Origin of the sequence: Methylopila capsulata, from assembly GCF_016907975.1 — a bacterium.
GTDB lineage: Bacteria > Pseudomonadota > Alphaproteobacteria > Rhizobiales > Methylopilaceae > Methylopila > Methylopila capsulata.
In genome coordinates this window covers 66,516-80,197 of the sequence record NZ_JAFBCY010000004.1, presented here as the reverse complement: position 1 = coordinate 80,197, position 13,682 = coordinate 66,516, and the positions used below count along the sequence as shown (strand labels likewise).

13 protein-coding genes are annotated in these 13,682 nt (G+C 69.2%); 11 read left to right on the top strand and 2 right to left on the bottom strand.

Going from position 1 to position 13,682, the window contains the following annotated elements:
- Window positions 1-5: 5 nt before the first annotated feature.
- Entirely contained in the window at window positions 6-1,652 is a 1,647-nt protein-coding gene (locus JOD31_RS16330; RefSeq protein WP_204951499.1) for a hypothetical protein, read from the bottom strand.
- A 227-nt stretch (window positions 1,653-1,879) separates the two neighbouring features.
- On the opposite strand from JOD31_RS16330, the gene JOD31_RS16325 reads away from it, so the two are divergent.
- Both JOD31_RS16325 and JOD31_RS16320 read left to right on the top strand, forming a co-directional pair.
- On the top strand, window positions 1,880-3,028 hold the full coding sequence (locus tag JOD31_RS16325; protein WP_204951498.1) for a YihY/virulence factor BrkB family protein: 1,149 nt from the start codon (window positions 1,880-1,882) through the stop codon (window positions 3,026-3,028).
- Between the two features lie 83 nt (window positions 3,029-3,111).
- Window positions 3,112-3,624, top strand: a complete 513-nt coding sequence (locus tag JOD31_RS16320; protein ID WP_204951497.1) for a DUF3280 domain-containing protein — start codon at window positions 3,112-3,114, stop codon at window positions 3,622-3,624.
- 22 nt (window positions 3,625-3,646) lie between these two features.
- Here JOD31_RS16320 and JOD31_RS16315 read toward each other — a convergent pair whose 3' ends face one another.
- Entirely contained in the window at window positions 3,647-5,143 is a 1,497-nt protein-coding gene (locus tag JOD31_RS16315; protein WP_204951496.1) for a CoA-acylating methylmalonate-semialdehyde dehydrogenase, read from the bottom strand.
- Between the two features lie 241 nt (window positions 5,144-5,384).
- On the opposite strand from JOD31_RS16315, the gene JOD31_RS16310 reads away from it, so the two are divergent.
- The 9 genes from JOD31_RS16310 to fdxA all read left to right on the top strand — a co-directional run bounded on the left by JOD31_RS16310 (window position 5,385) and on the right by fdxA (window position 13,678).
- On the top strand, window positions 5,385-5,753 hold the full coding sequence (locus JOD31_RS16310) for a DUF971 domain-containing protein (RefSeq protein WP_204951495.1): 369 nt from the start codon (window positions 5,385-5,387) through the stop codon (window positions 5,751-5,753).
- Window positions 5,754-5,789: 36 nt separating this feature from the next.
- On the top strand, window positions 5,790-7,529 hold the full coding sequence (locus JOD31_RS16305; protein ID WP_204951494.1) for a fumarate reductase/succinate dehydrogenase flavoprotein subunit: 1,740 nt from the start codon (window positions 5,790-5,792) through the stop codon (window positions 7,527-7,529).
- A 10-nt stretch (window positions 7,530-7,539) separates the two neighbouring features.
- Window positions 7,540-7,773: a 4Fe-4S dicluster domain-containing protein gene (locus JOD31_RS16300; protein WP_020185704.1), complete on the top strand. Its 234-nt coding sequence runs from the start codon at window positions 7,540-7,542 to the stop codon at window positions 7,771-7,773.
- 12 nt (window positions 7,774-7,785) lie between these two features.
- Window positions 7,786-8,745 (top strand): HEAT repeat domain-containing protein, encoded by a 960-nt coding sequence (locus JOD31_RS16295; protein WP_204951493.1) that lies wholly within the window; start codon window positions 7,786-7,788, stop codon window positions 8,743-8,745.
- Between the two features lie 165 nt (window positions 8,746-8,910).
- Window positions 8,911-9,696: a Crp/Fnr family transcriptional regulator gene (locus tag JOD31_RS16290; protein ID WP_204951492.1), complete on the top strand. Its 786-nt coding sequence runs from the start codon at window positions 8,911-8,913 to the stop codon at window positions 9,694-9,696.
- A gap of 371 nt (window positions 9,697-10,067) precedes the next feature.
- The gene (locus tag JOD31_RS16285; RefSeq protein WP_204951491.1) at window positions 10,068-11,492 is read left to right on the top strand and encodes an ABC transporter substrate-binding protein; all 1,425 of its coding nucleotides are present in this window, start codon (window positions 10,068-10,070) and stop codon (window positions 11,490-11,492) included.
- 5 nt (window positions 11,493-11,497) lie between these two features.
- Window positions 11,498-12,388, top strand: coding sequence for an ABC transporter permease (locus JOD31_RS16280; RefSeq protein ID WP_204951490.1), 891 nt, complete (start codon window positions 11,498-11,500; stop codon window positions 12,386-12,388).
- Window positions 12,385-13,296, top strand: coding sequence for an ABC transporter ATP-binding protein (locus JOD31_RS16275; RefSeq protein ID WP_204951489.1), 912 nt, complete (start codon window positions 12,385-12,387; stop codon window positions 13,294-13,296). The genes JOD31_RS16280 and JOD31_RS16275 overlap by 4 nt, the downstream gene beginning before the upstream one ends.
- A 43-nt stretch (window positions 13,297-13,339) precedes the next feature.
- Complete coding sequence (gene fdxA / locus JOD31_RS16270) at window positions 13,340-13,678, top strand: ferredoxin FdxA (RefSeq protein WP_024816382.1); 339 nt, start codon at window positions 13,340-13,342, stop codon at window positions 13,676-13,678.
- The last annotated feature ends 4 nt before the right edge of the window (window positions 13,679-13,682 follow it).

The following is a 13,682-nucleotide window of genomic DNA, read 5'->3' as shown; positions in this document are numbered from 1 at the left end:
GACGCCTACCTGACGTCCGGAGTCTCGCCAATCCGGGCCGCGGCGGTCTGGGTGCTCAACGCCGCAATCAGCGCCTCCATGAACGGCCTCGGCTTCAGATCGAGGTCGAGCACGCCGGAGGGGTTGTGCAGCGTGCCGTCCTTCGGACGGGACAGCGCCGTCTCCCAGCCCCAGGTGTCCAACAGGGGATAGAGCGTGTAGCCGAGCATCGGCACGCCCTGCTCCATCGCCGTCGCGCATTCGAGCAGCATCTGCTGGTGCCAGCGCGCGCCGAAGCTGTAGTAGGGCGTGCCGGTCTCGCCGATCATCATCGGCAGCCGGTAGCGGTCGTAATAGGCCATGATCAGGGGATAGAGGCCGACCCGCTCGCCGGCGTCGACCTGCGCGGCGTAGAACTGCGGCTCTGGCGGCAGCCACTCCCCGCTCGCGGCGCCGTAGGCCTCGTTGTGCGCGTAGTAATCCGCTGCGAACACCGTCTCCGACATCATCGTCTTGCCGAACGCCCGCCGAAGGTCCGCGTGGAGGCCGCGCAGAACGCGCAGGCGCTCGACGAGCCGATCGCGCGCCGCGGCCTGCGCGACGGAGCCCCGCGCCGCCCCGACGTAGTGAAGCGCGAGCCAATCCAGCGGGGTGTGCGACGTCTCGGGCTTGAGGCGCGCGACCGCCACGAGCCTCGACGGCGCCGCCGCCGCGAAGCGGTCGAGGTCGGCGTCCATCAGCCAGCGGTGACCTAAGATGAGATCGCTCGGGAAGAAGCGGACGACGCGGTCGAACGCGACCCGGCCGGGCTTCGTGACCACGGCCTCGGTGTGCATGAACACCACGTCCTGGGGCCGGCGGCGGCGCTCGGTCTCGATGGCGATCCGCGCCTTCACCGCGCCGAGCGCCACCTGCAGAGCCCGCTCGACATAGATGACGTCATGCTCGGCCGATCCCCAGCCGGGAAAGCCGCCGTGCCACATCTCGCTGTTGAAGCCGATCGTGGTCTCGGGTTCGTTCACCAGCGTCACCGCCTTGATCGCCCCGCCGTAGCGCGCAAAGGCCGCGCCCGCGAAGCGGGCGAAATAGTCCGGCCAGGCCGGATGCAGGTAGTAGCTCGCGCGCGGATCGGTGCGGCCGTCCGGGCCGATCGTCCGGAAGCGGTCTTCGACCCCGAAGTGATGCATGTCCAGGCTGACGTTGATCCCGGCGCCGGCGAAGTCGCCGATCAGAGCGTCATGCTCAGCCCAGCTTTCCGGCTCGTCGAGGTCAATCTCGTGGTTGGCGAGCCCGAGGCGCACGTTCCCCAATCCGAGCGCCTGCAGCTCGGTCGTCACGGCGCGGCGGACCTCGGCGTCGAACAGCTTCTGGTCCCGCAGCGCGTTCCAGCGGTAGTCCTCCGCCTTCGTCAGCGGGTTCGCCGTCTCGACCCCCGTCCAGAGCAGACTGCGCGAGGTGTTCTCGCCGATCAGCCGCTCGTAGGCCCCGATCGTCGCCTCCTGGCGCGCGCGCTCCGGTGTGGTGGAGGGGCGAAGCCCGATCTTTGGAAAGAGCAGCGACGTCGGGTCGACGAACGGATTCGCCTCATTCGACGCCGCGATTGCGGCCTGTTTCTGCGAGGCCCAATCGGCGAGCCAGGCGTGTTGGGCCGCGGCGGGCGAAGTCGCGGCCACGGCGCACGCAAGCGCGACCGCCGCCGGAAGAGTGAACCGTCCGGACGCCACTATGCCTCTCTCGGATTCGAATCGTTATCGGACGATCAAACTGTCAGTCCGCAGACCCCGACGAAACCCGAGGAGCGGCCGTCTCACGGCATTGCGAAGGAATCCGGTTGCGACGCAGCGTCGCGAAACGAACCTCGTTGCCGGACGTTGTCCAATCGTGACGAAATGGAGGCGACATGGCGAAGCGCGGGGGACGCGGCGGAAGCGCCGACATGGTGGCGGCGGGAGCCGCGCTGGTGGCGATCGGGACCGTGGCGCGCGCCGCCATGGCGCAATGGCCGCAACTTGCGCCGCCGTTTGCGCGCCGCGGGGCGGTCGCGGGCGATCGCGTCGGCCCGCCAAGTCCGCAGGGGCGAGAGCCGTTGTCCGCGCGCGCGACGCCGTCGCCCGTCGATCCGCGGGGGAAGACCGCGGACGCCCCGATCCGCATACCGCCACGGGGCTGGAAGGAAATCGGCCTCCGCATGTTCCAGCAGATGACCGAGGATCGCCTGCTCGCAGTCGCCGCGGGCGTGACGTTCTACGCCCTGCTCGCCCTGTTCCCGGCGATCGTCGCACTGGTGTCGCTTTACGGCCTGACCGCCGATCTCACGACGCTGGACGGCCATCTCGACGCCTTCGCCGGCGTGGTGCCGGCCTCGTCGCTCGGCTTCGTGCGTGAACAGGTGGCGCGGATCGTGACCAAGAGCGACGGCGCGCTGGGCTTCGCCTTCGCGTTCGGTCTCGGCGTGGCGCTCTGGAGCGCGAACGCCGGCATGAAGGCCATGTTTGACGCCCTGAACGTGGTCTACGGCGAGCGCGAGAAGCGCTCCTTCGTGACGCTCAACCTGCTGTCGCTGCTGTTCACCGCCGGCGCGCTGGCGTTCGTCCTGCTCGCCTTCAACGCCGTCGTGGTGCTGCCGATCGTGCTGTCCTACGTCGGCCTCGGCGGCGCGGAGCCGCTGCTCTCGCTCGGCCGCTGGCCGGCTCTCCTGCTGGTGGTGATCCTCGGCCTGTCGGTGCTCTACCGCTTCGGGCCGAGCCGCAGCCCGGCAAAATGGCGCTGGATCACGCCCGGGTCTTTGCTCGCGTCGGCACTCTGGATCGCCGGTTCGCTCGCCTTCTCCTGGTATGCGGAGAACATCGCGACCTACAACGAGACCTACGGCTCGCTCGGCGCGGCGATCGGCTTCATGACCTGGATCTGGATGTCGGGGATCGTGGTGCTGGTCGGCGGAGAACTCAACGCCGAGATCGAGCACCAGACCGAGGTGGACAGCACGACGGGGCGCCCGCGGCCCCTCGGCGCGCGCGGCGCCCAGATGGCGGACACCGTCGCCCCCTGAGCGAAAGCGGAACGGAAGGCCGAAGGCGCGGGTTCTTCAAGGGAGGGCGCGAAAGACGCCCCCTTTGAACCCGGGAGACCCACATGCGCACGAGCGCCCTTCTCGCCGCGGCCCTGCTCGCAAGCTCGACCGCGGTCGCGACCGCCGCCCCGCCGAAGGTGGCGGCCTTCGACTTCGAACTCTACGACACCAGCACCGAGGGCGACCTCAACGGCCCGCGCGCCGACGAGGCCCAGCGCATCGCCGAGGTGACCGAACAGATCCGCGCCTTCCTGAAGGCCCAGAAGCTCGACGTGGTGGACACCGCGCCGGCCAAGGCCCAGGTCGACGCGCAGGTGTTGCGCACCTGCGGCGACTGCCCGGCGGAGATCGCGAAGTCGCTGGGCGCCGACTACTCCCTGATGGGCTATGTCCAGAAGGTCTCGAACCTCATCCTGAACATCAACGTCGAGATCCGCGACGTGAAGACCGGCGAGGTCGTGCGCAAGGGCAGCGTCGACATCCGCGGCAACAACCACGAGTCGTGGCGCCACGGCGCGAGCTACCTCATGCGCAACCAGATCTTCAAGACGCCGCTGGCGCCGGCGGCGGGTTAGCCGCCGGCCGCTCCGTCGCCCCTCACTTCATCGTCGGGATCGAGAACTCCGCGCCGGTCTTGATGCCGCTCGGCCAGCGCGAGGTGACGGTCTTGGTCTTGGTGTAGAACCGGAACGCGTCCGGGCCGTGCTGGTTCAGGTCGCCCATTCCCGAGCGCTTCCAGCCGCCGAAGGTGTGGTAGGCGATCGGCACCGGGATCGGCACGTTGACGCCGACCATGCCGACCTCGACCCGCGCCGCGAAGTCGCGGGCGGCGTCGCCGTCGCGGGTGAAGATCGCGACGCCGTTGCCGTAGGAGTGCGTGGTCGGCAGCGCCAGCGCCTGCTCGTAGTCCTTGGCGCGGACCACCGAGAGCACCGGCCCGAAGATCTCCTCCCTGTAGATCGTCATCTCGGGCGTCACGCGGTCGAACAGGCAGCCGCCGAGATAGAACCCGTTCTCGTAGCCCTGCAGCTTGAAGCCGCGGCCGTCGACGGCCAGTTCCGCGCCCTCCGACACGCCGGTCTCCACGTAGCGCGTGACGCGCTCCACCGCCTCGCGGGTGACCAGCGGGCCGTAGTCCGCGGACCCGTCGGTGGAAGGCCCGATCTTGAGCGACTCCACCCGCGGGACCAGCCGCTCCATCAGCGCGTCGGCCGTCTTCTCGCCTACGGGCACCGCGACCGAGATCGCCATGCAGCGCTCGCCCGCAGAGCCGTAGCCGGCACCGATCAGCGCGTCGACCGCCTGGTCGAGGTCGGCGTCCGGCATGACGATCATGTGGTTCTTGGCGCCGCCGAAGCACTGCGCGCGCTTTCCCGTCTGCGCCGCGCGGACATAGATGTACTCCGCGATCGCCGACGAGCCGACGAAGCCGACCGCCTTGATGTCCTGGTCGTCGAGGATGGCGTCGACCGCCTCCTTGTCGCCGTTGACGACGTTCAGCACGCCGGCCGGCAGCCCCGCCTCGAGGAACAGCTCCGCGATCCGCATCGGCACGGAAGGGTCGCGCTCGGAGGGCTTCAGGATGAAGGCGTTGCCGCAGGCGAGCGCAGGGGCGCATTTCCACAGCGGGATCATCGCGGGGAAGTTGAACGGCGTGATTCCGGCGACGACACCGAGCGGCTGGCGCATGGAGTAGACGTCGATGCCCGTGCCGGCGCTGTCGGTGTACTCGCCCTTCAGCAGGTGCGGCGCGCCGATCGCGAACTCAACCACCTCCAGCCCGCGCTGGATGTCGCCCTTGGCGTCCGGCACCGTCTTGCCGTGCTCGCTCGCGAGCAGCTCGGCCAGCGCGTCGTACTCGTCGCGCACCAGCTCCAGGAACCGCATCATCACCCGCGCGCGCTTCTGCGGGTTCTGGGCCGCCCAGGCGCGCTGGGCCTCCTTGGCGTTCTCGACCGCGGCGCGCATCTCGGCGGCGCTCGCCAGCGCCACCTGGGCCTGCACGTCGCCGGTGCTGGGGTGGAAGACGTCGGCAAAGCGCCCGCTCGTCCCCTCGACGCGACGGCCCCCGATGAAATGACCGATCTGACGCATGCCGCTCTCCCTTGGCGCTTCTTGACGCGTTGGGACGGACCTTAGCCCGGCCTGCGCGCGGGCTGAACAGCCGTTCTCGGCGGATCTGCCCACCCTGCCCCGGATGCCCTGCGGGCTTCACGCGCTCGCCGTCGAAGGCGCGCCCCGGCCAAACGAGCCGATGCGGCAACTAATTGCTGTCGCGCGATCACCCCCTCCTGTCTCCTGACCTCAAGGACATCGCGTTCAGGAGCGAACCCTCATGGATCACGGCCTCGCCGCGCTGGTCGCGCCGCCGCCCTTCGACCCGGCCGACGCGCCGGAGGCCGTGACCGTCGCGCGCGGCGGGCTCGATCTCAGGCTGACGTTCATCGACGGCGCGGAGGCCACGGTCGCCGCCGAGACGCTCCGCCTGAACTGCCGCTGCGCCTGGTGCACCCGCGCCCGGATCGAGGATCGCTTCCCCGCACGCTTCGAGGCCGTCGCCGCGACCGACGTGAAGCTGATCGGCGGCTACGCCGCGCACCTCAGCTTCTCCGATGGGCACGACCGCGGGATCTACCCCTGGACCTACATCCGTCAGCTGGCCGAAGGCTGCGCCGCGGCGCCTGCGCCCGCCCGCGCCGCCTGAGACCGCCACGATCTCCCCAGACAGACGAGACGCCCCATGACCGACACCAAGACCGAGATCATCGAGGCCGACATCCTGGTCATCGGCGGCGGCACCGGCGGGCCCATGGCCGCCATCAAGGCTAAGGAGGCGAACCCCGGCCTCAAGGTCGTGCTGATGGAGAAGGCCAACGTCAAGCGCTCCGGCGCGATCTCCATGGGCATGGACGGGCTGAACAACGCCGTGGTGCCGGGCTACGCCACGCCCGAGCAGTATGTGAAGGAGATCACGGTCGCGAACGACGGCATCGTCAACCAGAAGGCGGTGATGGCCTACGCCACCGGCTCCTTCCCGATGATCCAGTATCTCGACAAGCTCGGCGTGAAGTTCGAGAAGGACGGTTCCGGCGAATACAACATGCGCAAGGTCCACCACATGGGGACCTACGTGCTGCCGATGCCGGACGGCCACAACGTCAAGAAGGTGCTGTACCGCCAGCTCCGCCGCCTGCAGGTGGCGGTGACCAACCGCTACATGGCGACCCGGCTCCTCAAGGCGCCGGACGGCCGCATCGCCGGCGCGGTTGGCGTCAACACCCGCACCTCCGACTTCCTGGTGGTGAAGGCCAAGGCCGTGGTGCTCGCCTGCGGCGCCGCCGGCCGGCTCGGCCTGCCGGCCTCCGGTTACATGTTCGGCACCTACGAGAACGCCGCGAACTGCGGCGACGGCTACGCCATGGCGTACCATGCCGGCGCCCAGCTCGCGAACCTCGAGTGCTACCAGATCAACCCGCTGATCAAGGACTACAACGGCCCGTCCTGCGCCTACGTCACGGGTCCCTTCGGCGGCTACACCGCCAACAACAAGGGCGACCGCTTCATCGAGTGCGACTACTGGTCGGGCCAGATGATGCTGGAGTTCTGGCGCGAGCTGCAGAGCGGCAACGGCCCGGTCTACCTCAAGATGGACCACCTCGCCGAGGAGACCATCTCCGAGATCGAGACCATCCTGCACACCAACGAGCGGCCCTCGCGCGGCCGCTTCCATGAGCGCCGCGGCAACGACTACCGCAAGCGGCCTGTGGAGATGCACATCTCCGAGATCGGCTTCTGCTCGGGCCACTCCGCCTCGGGCGTCTGGGTCGACGAGAACGCCCGCACCACCATCCCCGGCCTCTATGCGGTCGGCGACATGGCGAGCGTGCCGCACAACTACATGCTGGGCGCCTTCGTGAACGGCGGCATCGCCGGCCGTGACGCCGCCGAATACTGCGCCAACGTCGAACTGACCGACTACGACGAGGGTTATCTCGCCGCCGAACAAGAGCGCGTGCTGGCGCCGACACGCCGCGAGGACGGCCTGACGCCGAACGAGATGGAGTTCAAGACCCGCCGGCTGGTGAACGACTACCTCGAGCCGCCGAAGGTCACCGCGAAGATGGAGATCGCGCAGCGCCGCTTCGCGGAGATCCGCGACGACCTGTCCGAGCTCTGCGTCCGCGATCCGCACGAGCTGCTGCGCGCGCTCGAGATGCAGACCATCCTCGACTGCGCCGACATGGCCGCCGCCGCCTCGCTCTACCGCACCGAGAGCCGCTGGGGCTTCTACCACCTGCGCGTCGACCATCCCGAGACCAACGACGACGAGTGGTTCTGCCACACCGTTCTCTACAAGGACGAGCAGGGCCGGATGGCCCACGCCAAACGCGAGGTCGACCCCTACGTCGTCGCCGTCGAGGCCGACGAGATGGCCGCCTACCACCAGCTCCGCGTGAAGACGCCGGCCGCGGCCGAGTAAGGACGAGACCATGCCGATCATCACCCAGGCCAAGAGCGCGGCGGTCGTCATCGACGACGCGAAGTGCATCGCGGAAAAAGGCTGCACCGTCTGCGTGGACGTGTGCCCGCTCGACATCCTCGCAATCGACGAGGGGCGGAAGAAGGCGTTCATGAAGTACGACGAGTGCTGGTACTGCATGCCCTGCGAGGCCGACTGCCCGACCGGCGCGGTCAAGGTCAACATCCCCTACCTGCTGCGCTGAGGGACCAGACCCATGCCCGTGTTCGACGCCTTCGACGACGATCTCGACGACCTCCGGGAGCGCTGCTCCGACCCCGACGCCGGCGTCCGCCGCGTCGCCATGATGGAGCTCGCCGAGCAGGTGGGCCCTGAGGCGACCGTGCTGCTCCTGAAGGGCCTCGGCGATCCCGACGCGCAGGTGCGCGCCGCCGCGGCCAAGGCGCTGGACGAACACGACGGCCCCGAGGTCGTCGAGGGACTCGTCGGCTCGCTGGAGGACCCGGACGACGCGGTGCGCCATGCGGCCGCCGAGACGCTCGCCGACAAGAAGGAGCCCGCCTGCGGCCCGCTGCTGATCGAGCGGGCGGAGCACTCCGATCCGTTCGTGCAGGCCGCGGCGCTGAGAGCGCTGCGCGAGCTGACGCTGCCGGACGCGCTCGCCGCGGCGCTGAAGGCGCTGCGCAACCCCTCCCCCGACGTGCGCCGCGAGGGCCTCGGCGTCATTGGCTGGCTGAAGGCCGAGGAGGCGATGCCGGCGCTGATCGCGACCGCCTCCGACGCGGACCCCTCGGTCCGCCGCGCCACCATGTCGGCCCTGGTGTTCGTGCGCCCCGGCGGTCCCGGCGCGACGACGCTGGTGGCTGGGCTTTCGGATCCCTATTGGCAGGTGCGCGAGGAGGCTGCGATCGTCTCGGCCAAGATCCGGTTGCCGGAAGCGACCACGGCGCTGATCGCCGCGCTGGGCGACGAGGTCTGGCAGGTGCGGGTGAAGGCGGCGAACGCCCTCGGGCGGCTCCGCGCGGAGAGCGCGGTCGAGGGGCTCGGCAAGGCGCTCGACAGCGAGATCCCGAACCTGCGCAAGGAATCCGCTGCGGCGCTCGGCGAGATCGCGGCCCCCGCGGCGCTGCCCTGGCTGGAGCGGGCGATGGACGATCCCGACCCGGACGTCCGCAAGCTCATCCGCTGGGCGATCGGCCGCTGCCAGGGGGCCTGACCCCGCACGCATCGACCTTCGAAATCAAAGCCGTCGGAGCCCCCTCCGGCGGCTTTTTTCGCGTCGGCGCGGTCACGAAGCCGCGCAGCGCCCAGCCGCTGATTGGAATCAAAACAATCCTATGCTCTGCTGCAGCGCACCACGTGCGATGTCGGGAGATCCGCGATGCAGCAGACCGTCCCTCTGGCCTGGCCGCCCCAGCTCCGCCCGCAGGCCGCCGCGGAGCCCGCGCGCGCCTCCGCGCTTCTGCTCGCCGACGGCGAGGCCCCGGAGCGCGGCCCCAAGCCGATGCTCCAGGGGCTGACGGAGCGCGAAACCGCGCTGGTGATGGAGCGCGCCCGTCGCCGGGTGCTCTACCGCGGCGCCACGCTGTTCAGCCAGGAAACCCCGCACGACGGCATCTGGCTGATAGAGACCGGCCGCATCCGCGTGTTCTACGCCGCCCCCACGGGGCGCGAGATCACCCTCGCCTACTGGTATCCGGGCAATTTCGTCGGCGGGCCCGAGGTGTTCGGCACCGGCCAGCATTGCTGGTCGGGCATGGCCGCCAGCAACAGCTCGGTGCTGCACCTTCCGGGCCGCACGCTGAAGGACCTCGTCACCCAGATCCCGACGCTCGCCGTCAACGTGATCGAGGGCGTGGCATTCAAGGGCAAGTGCTACTCGGCGCTGGCGCAGATGCTCGGCACCCGCTCGATCACCGAGCGGCTGGCGCACCTCCTGCTCCACCTCGCCGACCTCTACGGCGTCGAGGAGGAGGACGGCGGGGTCGCGATCGCGGCCGCCTTCACCCATGCCGACCTCGCCCACATGGTGGGCGCGACGCGGCAGTGGATCACCATCAGCCTGAAGCGCATGAGCGCTCAAGGCGTGCTGGAGGTCCGCCGCTCGCAGATCGTGCTGCGCAAACCCGACGTGCTGGCGCAGATGAAGAGCGGCGGCGACGCCTGACCTGAGCGGGATTTGGGGCGACAGGGCGCTGGCGAGGCCGCGCTCGCATCCCGGTTTAGGCCGGAGCGAACACCCCCACAGCTGCGATCGAAGAACGCGCCTCGACGGGTGCGCCCGTCGCGTCGCTCGGCCCGTGGTGTCCCGGCGCGGAGCGACGACACGCGCAGAGCGGGCGTCCTTCTCCCTCCAAAACCCTGCCCCAACCACGCGCGTCGCTCCGGCAGGACGGCGTGTTTTTAGGCGAGCCCGCTTTCTTGGCAACTAATCAACCGCGATCGGCCATCTCCGTTTGATCCTCGGCGGGGTCGGGCCGGATCATCCCTGTGTCGGGATGCCCCGGCGGATGACCCCAGCTTCCAACGAGGTGAGCCATGGCCTTCCCGACCTTCTCCCGCACGGCGGCCTCGCTCGCCGCGCTGATCGCCGCGGGCGTCAGTCTCGCCGCGCCCGCCTCCGCCGAAACGCTGATCGTCGGCATCGGCACGCAGGACACGACGACCAACACCGTCACCACCGGAGTCGTGCTCCGCCAGCTCAAGCTGATCGAGAAGCACCTGCCGAAGGACGGCAAATACGCCGGCCTCGACATCAAGCTCGACTGGCAGAACTTCACCTCCGGGCCGCCCGTCACCAACGGCATGATGGCCGGCAAGCTGCAGTTCGGCGGCATGGGCGACTACCCGCTCGTCGTGAACGGCTACACCTTCCAGTCGAACCCCGAGAGCAAGACGCAGCTGATCTCGGTGGCGGCCTATAACCTCGACGGCTCCGGCAACGGCGTCGTGGTGCACAAGGACTCGCCCTACTTCGCGCTGGAGGACCTCAAGGGGAAGGTCGTCAGCGTCCCCTTCGGCTCCGCCGCCCACGGCATGCTGCTGAAGGCGATGCAGGACGCCAAGATGCCGAAGGACTTCTTCACGCTTGTGAGCCAGAGCCCGGAGGTCGGCTCCACCAATCTGAAGGAGCAGAAGATCGACGCCCACGCCGACTTCGTGCCCTTCGCCGAGCTGCTGCCGTTCCGCGGCTTCGCCCGCAAGGTGTTCGACGGCGTGCAGACCAACCTCCCCACCTGGCACGGAGTGGTGGTGCGCACCGACTTTGCGGAGAGGTATCCGGAGATCGTGGACGCCTACCTGCAGGCGGTGCTCGACGCCAACGAATGGGTGAAGAGCGACCCGAAGCGAGCCGCCGAGAAGATCTCGGAATGGACCGGGACCGACAAGGAGGTCGTCTACATCTTCCTTGGGCCCGGCGGCATCATGACCATGGACCCGACCCTCAAGGCGCCGCTGATCGCGGCCGCCAAGGAGGACGTGAAGGTCCTGCAGAGCCTCGACCGCATCAAGACGCCGTTCGACGTCGATCCCTGGGTCAACGACGGCTACCTGCGGGCGGCCTTCAAGGCGCGCGGCCTCGACTACGACGCCGCCGTGAAGAGCACCGCGAACTACGAGGTGAGCGGCGAGGACGCCTTCTGCAAGAAGCCGATCACCGAGCCGCGGAAGGCCGGCGAGATCTGGGTGAAGGACGGCGACATCCTGGCCTTCTCCAGCGCCTCTTGCACGCTCGCGGCCTACCGCGACATGCAGACCAAGGGCACGGCGATGAACGTCGCCTACGTGTTCGACGCCGCCCGCGGCATCAAGCTGTTCGCCGACAAGGCGTTCTACGTGATCGACCCGAAGGCGGGCGTGACCCCCTTCATGCTGAAGCAGGACGCCGAAGCCTTCGCGACGAAAGCCGGCGGCAAGGTCGCGCCGTTCGAAGACGCGCTGACCGCCGCGACGGCGGGCTGAGGCGCATGCAGACCGCCGCCATCTCATCGTCCCGCGAGACGCCTCCCCCGGCGGCCCGCGAGACGACCGCTCCGGCCGCGGCGCCCTCGCCGCCGCGGCCGGCCCCCCTCCTCCGCATGGCGCGCCGCCACCGCGGCGAGATCCGCGCCGTGCTCGTCGGCGCGCTCTCAGTCGCGGCCTTCGTGCTGGCCTGGCACCTGCTCACGACCTACCGGGTGAACATCTACGTCCGCTTCATGAACGTGCCGTCGCCCGCCGACGTGCTCGAGAGCGCGCGGACCGCCTTCGCGACGGCGACGTTTTTCCAGCACGTCGCGATCAGTTGCCGCCGCATTCTCTATGGCTTCCTGCTGGCCGCGGCGCTCGCGGTGCCGCTCGGCCTGCTGATGGGGCGCTTCAAGCTGCTCAGCGAGATCGTCTTCCCCGTCTCCGAGGTGCTGCGGCCGATCCCCGCCATCGCCTGGGTGCCGATGGCGATCATGCTGTGGCCCACCAACGAGCAGTCGATCGTGTTCATCACCTTCCTTGGCTCGTTCTTCCCCATCCTGCTCAACACGCTGCACGGCATGGCGACCGTCGATCCCGTGCTGGTGCGCGCCGCCCGCTGCCTCGGCGCGACCGAGACCGCGACCTTCCGCGAGGTCTACCTGCCGGCGACGCTGCCGCAGATCTTCACCGGGCTCACGGTCGGCATGGGCGTCGCCTGGGTGTCGCTGATCGCGGCGGAGATGATCTCCGGCCAGTTCGGCATCGGCTACTTCACCTGGGAGGCCTACAGCCTGGTCCAGTACTCCGACATCGCGCTCGGCATGCTTGCGATCGGCGTGCTCGGCCTCGCCTCGAGCTGGGCGATCCGGCTGGTCGGCCGCCTCCTGATGCCATGGAGCGCACGATGACCGCCCCCGCCTTCCTGCAGAGCGCGGACGCCGACACGTCCTACGCGCCGCCGAAGACCACCAAGGGACGGGTGGAGGTTCGCGGCTTCGGCCTGACCTACGACACCGCCGACGGCGCGACCGACGCGGTCTCCAGCGTCGACCTGACGGTCGAGCCCGGCGAGTTCGTCTCGATCATCGGCCCCTCCGGCTGCGGCAAGTCCACGCTGCTGAACGCGCTCGCCGGCTTCCTGAAGCCCACGCGCGGCGTCGTCACGGTCGACGGCGAGCCCATCACGGGGCCGAGCGCCGACCGCGGCATGATCTTCCAGCAGTACTCGCTGTTCCCGTGGAAGACCGTGCGGGAGAATGTCGAGTTCGGGCTGAAGATGAAGGGCATGGGCCGTTCGGAACGCTCGCGGGCGGCGCGCACGCTGCTGGGGCTCGCCGGGCTCACCCCGTTCGAGAACCACTATCCGGACCGGCTGTCCGGCGGCATGAAGCAGCGCGTCGGCATCGTCCGCGCGCTCGCCACCGGCCCGCGCATCCTGCTGCTCGACGAGCCCTTCGGGGCGCTCGACGCCCAGACGCGCCTGATCATGCAGCAGATCCTCACCAACATGTGGCAGCGGCTGAAGATCTCGGTGCTGTTCGTGACCCACGATCTCGACGAGGCGATCTTCCTGTCGGACCGCATCTACGTGATGACGGCGCGGCCGGGCGAGATCAAAGCCGAGATCGCGGTGCCGCTGCCCCGCCCGCGCCTTCCTGCCATGACCATGTCGTCGGAGTTTCTGGCGCTACGCCGCGGCCTGATGTCGCTCATCCGCGAGGAGAGCCTCAAGGCCATGGGCGGCGAACTCACGGCCGACGGCCTGCAGGGCCTCGCGATCAACCTCGAAGGCCAGGACGTGTTCCGCGCGCTGTGAGCGGAACCGATCTGCGTTCTTCCCCATTGGAAAGCGACGCGCGATGACGTATGTCGTCACCGAAAATTGCATTCGGTGTAAGTATATGGATTGTGTGGAAGTGTGTCCGGTGGACTGCTTCTACATGGGCGAGACGATGCTGGTCATCGCCCCGGACGAGTGTATCGACTGCGGCGTGTGCGAGCCCGAATGCCCGGCGGAGGCCATCAAGGCCGACACCGAGCCGAACCTGCAGGGCTGGATCGCGCTCAACGCGAAATACGCGGCCGTCTGGCCGAACGTGACCGAGAAAGGCGAGCCGCCCGCGGACGCCGCCGTCTGGGACGGGGCGTCGGGCAAGCTCGAAGCCGTGTTCGGGGCGTCCGATCCGGCGGCGGCGTGACGAC

What these genes read in the sequence shown, in the direction of transcription:
- JOD31_RS16305 (WP_204951494.1), top strand. Translation starts at nt 5,790, where the DNA reads ATGACCGACACCAAGACCGAGATCATCGAGGCCGACATCCTGGTCATC.
- JOD31_RS16315 (WP_204951496.1), bottom strand. Translation starts at nt 5,143, where the DNA reads ATGCGTCAGATCGGTCATTTCATCGGGGGCCGTCGCGTCGAGGGGACG.
- JOD31_RS16275 (WP_204951489.1), top strand. Translation starts at nt 12,385, where the DNA reads ATGACCGCCCCCGCCTTCCTGCAGAGCGCGGACGCCGACACGTCCTAC.
- JOD31_RS16325 (WP_204951498.1), top strand. Translation starts at nt 1,880, where the DNA reads ATGGCGAAGCGCGGGGGACGCGGCGGAAGCGCCGACATGGTGGCGGCG.
- JOD31_RS16295 (WP_204951493.1), top strand. Translation starts at nt 7,786, where the DNA reads ATGCCCGTGTTCGACGCCTTCGACGACGATCTCGACGACCTCCGGGAG.
- JOD31_RS16280 (WP_204951490.1), top strand. Translation starts at nt 11,498, where the DNA reads ATGCAGACCGCCGCCATCTCATCGTCCCGCGAGACGCCTCCCCCGGCG.
- JOD31_RS16285 (WP_204951491.1), top strand. Translation starts at nt 10,068, where the DNA reads ATGGCCTTCCCGACCTTCTCCCGCACGGCGGCCTCGCTCGCCGCGCTG.
- fdxA (WP_024816382.1), top strand. Translation starts at nt 13,340, where the DNA reads ATGACGTATGTCGTCACCGAAAATTGCATTCGGTGTAAGTATATGGAT.
- JOD31_RS16310 (WP_204951495.1), top strand. Translation starts at nt 5,385, where the DNA reads ATGGATCACGGCCTCGCCGCGCTGGTCGCGCCGCCGCCCTTCGACCCG.
- JOD31_RS16320 (WP_204951497.1), top strand. Translation starts at nt 3,112, where the DNA reads ATGCGCACGAGCGCCCTTCTCGCCGCGGCCCTGCTCGCAAGCTCGACC.
- JOD31_RS16300 (WP_020185704.1), top strand. Translation starts at nt 7,540, where the DNA reads ATGCCGATCATCACCCAGGCCAAGAGCGCGGCGGTCGTCATCGACGAC.
- JOD31_RS16290 (WP_204951492.1), top strand. Translation starts at nt 8,911, where the DNA reads ATGCAGCAGACCGTCCCTCTGGCCTGGCCGCCCCAGCTCCGCCCGCAG.